The organism is Nocardia paucivorans NBRC 100373 (assembly GCF_000308675.1).
Classification (GTDB): domain Bacteria; phylum Actinomycetota; class Actinomycetes; order Mycobacteriales; family Mycobacteriaceae; genus Nocardia; species Nocardia paucivorans.
Genome location: NZ_BAGE01000010.1, coordinates 1 through 2,530, shown reverse-complemented (window position 1 = coordinate 2,530; position 2,530 = coordinate 1). Strand labels below are relative to the sequence as shown.

Here is a 2,530-nt window from a genome sequence, read left to right as displayed (position 1 = left end):
AGCGGGCGGTGCTCGAGGTGGTGACCGAGGTGACCGGCGAGCAGGAGAGCGACCTGGGTATCGATGGCTGCGGCCTGCCCATCGTCCCGGTGTCGCTGGTCAATCTGGCGCGGGCCTTCGCCGGTCTGGCCACTGCGGCCGAGGGTTCCCCCTCGCGGCGGATCGCCGATGCGATTCGGGCGCATCCGCACGTGATTTCCGGCACTGATGGGCCCGATCTGCGGGTTATGCGGGCGGTGCCGGGGTTGGTCTGCAAAATCGGCGCCGATGGGGTGCACGCGGGTGCGCTTCCGGACGGAACTGCGTTCGCGTACAAGATCGATGATGGTTCCGATCGAGCGAGAGTTCCGCTCACCATGGCGATTCTGCATCGTATGGGCGTCGAGTGGTCGGATGAATTGACCGAGCTGGCGGCCCCCCCGGTGCTCGGCGGTGGAGCACGCGTGGGTGTGATTCGGGCCATACCCGGAGTGCTCTAGGGCGTCCCATCTCCCGGCGAAACCCGGGCAAACCAACCGGATGCGGAAGCGGATCCTGGACTCGTGGAAGCGCGAAAGACGGACACGCGCTAAAGTGTCTGTCAGGAAGAGTATTAATTCGAACGGGGTCGCCATCAATCCCCAGGCCGCCCCGCTGTGACGCGAGGGGGTCAGCCATGGGCCGTGGCCGGGCTAAGGCAAAGCAGACCAAGGTTGCTCGCGAGCTGAAGTACAGCTCGCCGACAACCGACTTCGCGAGCCTTCAGCGCGAGCTTTCCGGTAGCGCCAACTCCCGGCGGAGTGGCGTTCTGTCGGACGAGCACGACGCGGACGAGTCCTTGTCCCGCTGGAACGAGGACGACGACTACGACGACTGGCGCCGCTGACTTCGGTGCACACAGGCTGGGGGGAGGCCGAAGGGCCTCCCCTCTCTCGTTGTGCCGAGCAGCGGTTCCGTCCTGGTATCGGTATCGGCTCGTAATGTCGGTCGCACCGTCGGCTGCCGGTTTGCCCGCGGACCTGTTGTCGGTTCGTCCGCGGGTGAACCAGCTCGTCGGTGACTCATCCGTACTCTCGGTGAGCTGACAGACGGTGAGTTGACATAGCACCGTTGTCCCGTTGCGGTCGAGGCTGTCGTGCCGCGACGGTACCCGGGAGTGTTCGCCACGATTCCGGATACACCGAGCGAGCGGCGCCGCGTAATGCGGTTCACCGCTCGCCCGCGTCCGGCGACCGAATCAGAAACGCGGATGCTCGCCCACCAGGGCCACTCGGTCGCTATCGCTGTCCTTCGCTTTCTTGATACTGCCCAGGGTCCAGCATTCGATGTGCCGGGCGGTGAGCACGGCCAGGGCCCGGTCCACATCTTCGGGCGCCACCACTGCCACCATCCCGACGCCCATATTGAAGGTCTTCTCCATTTCCGCGCGCTCCACCCGACCACGCTGGGCGATCATCTTGAACACCGGCGCCGGATTCCAGGTGCCACGGTCGAGTTCGGCGACCAGACCGGCGGGCAGTACCCGGGCCAGATTGGCGGCCAGCCCGCCGCCGGTGATGTGGGCGAAGGTGCGGACATCGGTTTCGGCGATCAGCGCCAGGCAATCCTTGGCGTAGATCCGGGTGGGCTCCAGCAGTTCCTCGCCGAGGGTGCGGCCGAACTCTTCCACATGCCCGGTCAACGACATCCGGTCGATTTCCAGCAGTACCTTGCGCGCCAGGCTGTAGCCATTGGAGTGCAGTCCGGAGGAACCCATGGCGATCACCACATCGCCGGGGCGCACCCGGTCGGGCCCGAGTACCGCATCGGCCTCCACCACACCGACGCCTGTGGCGGACAGGTCGTAGTCGTCGGGGCCCATCAGACCCGGATGTTCGGCGGTTTCACCGCCCAGTAGCGCGCAACCGGCCCGTACACAGCCCTCGGCGATACCGGAGACCAGCCCGGCGACCTTCTCCGGCACGACCTTGCCCACCGCGATGTAGTCCTGTAGGAACAGCGGTTCGGCACCACAGACGACCAGATCGTCGACCACCATGGCGACCAGATCCAGCCCCACGGTGTCGTGTTTGTCCAGCGCCTGCGCCACCGCGATCTTGGTGCCGACCCCGTCGGTGGAGGCGGCCAGTAGCGGTTCGCGATAGTTCTTCTTCAACGCGAACAACCCGGCGAAACCGCCCAGTCCACCCTGGACCTCCGGACGGCTGGCCTTACGCGCCAGCGGGGCGAACAATTCGACTGCCCGGTCGCCGGCCTCGATATCCACACCGGCCGCGGCATAGGAGGCGCCGGCGCCACTAGGGGTCTGTTCAGTCATCGTCGGGGAAAGCTCCAAACCGAATCCGCGGGTTGATTGCCTGCTCACGCTACCGGAATCCGATAACGGGCACGCACCGGTGCTCTGTGTTCGGCCGCGCCATCGGCGCGGCGTATTCGTGACGGTCTCGTATTCGCGGCGTTCGCGGGCCTGGTCGGGGTGGAGCCGTGACCCGGTCGGGGAGCTCGGGGATCAGGGGCGGCTCAAGGCGCTGGCGTTCGCGTTGTCGCTCAG

General features: G+C 66.4%; 3 protein-coding genes. 2 read left to right on the top strand and 1 reads right to left on the bottom strand.

The window, feature by feature from the left end; all coding sequences use genetic code 11:
• On the top strand, positions 1-479 hold a 479-nt coding region (locus tag ON32_RS02500), incomplete at its 5' end, for an asparaginase (protein WP_040788422.1).
• A gap of 176 nt (positions 480-655) precedes the next feature.
• Positions 656-865, top strand: a complete 210-nt coding sequence (locus ON32_RS02495) for a DUF3073 domain-containing protein (protein ID WP_040788420.1) — start codon at positions 656-658, stop codon at positions 863-865.
• Positions 866-1,216: 351 nt separating this feature from the next.
• Here ON32_RS02495 and purM read toward each other — a convergent pair whose 3' ends face one another.
• Complete coding sequence (gene purM / locus ON32_RS02490) at positions 1,217-2,296, bottom strand: phosphoribosylformylglycinamidine cyclo-ligase (RefSeq protein ID WP_040788419.1); 1,080 nt, start codon at positions 2,294-2,296, stop codon at positions 1,217-1,219.
• Between the last annotated feature and the right edge of the window lie 234 nt (positions 2,297-2,530).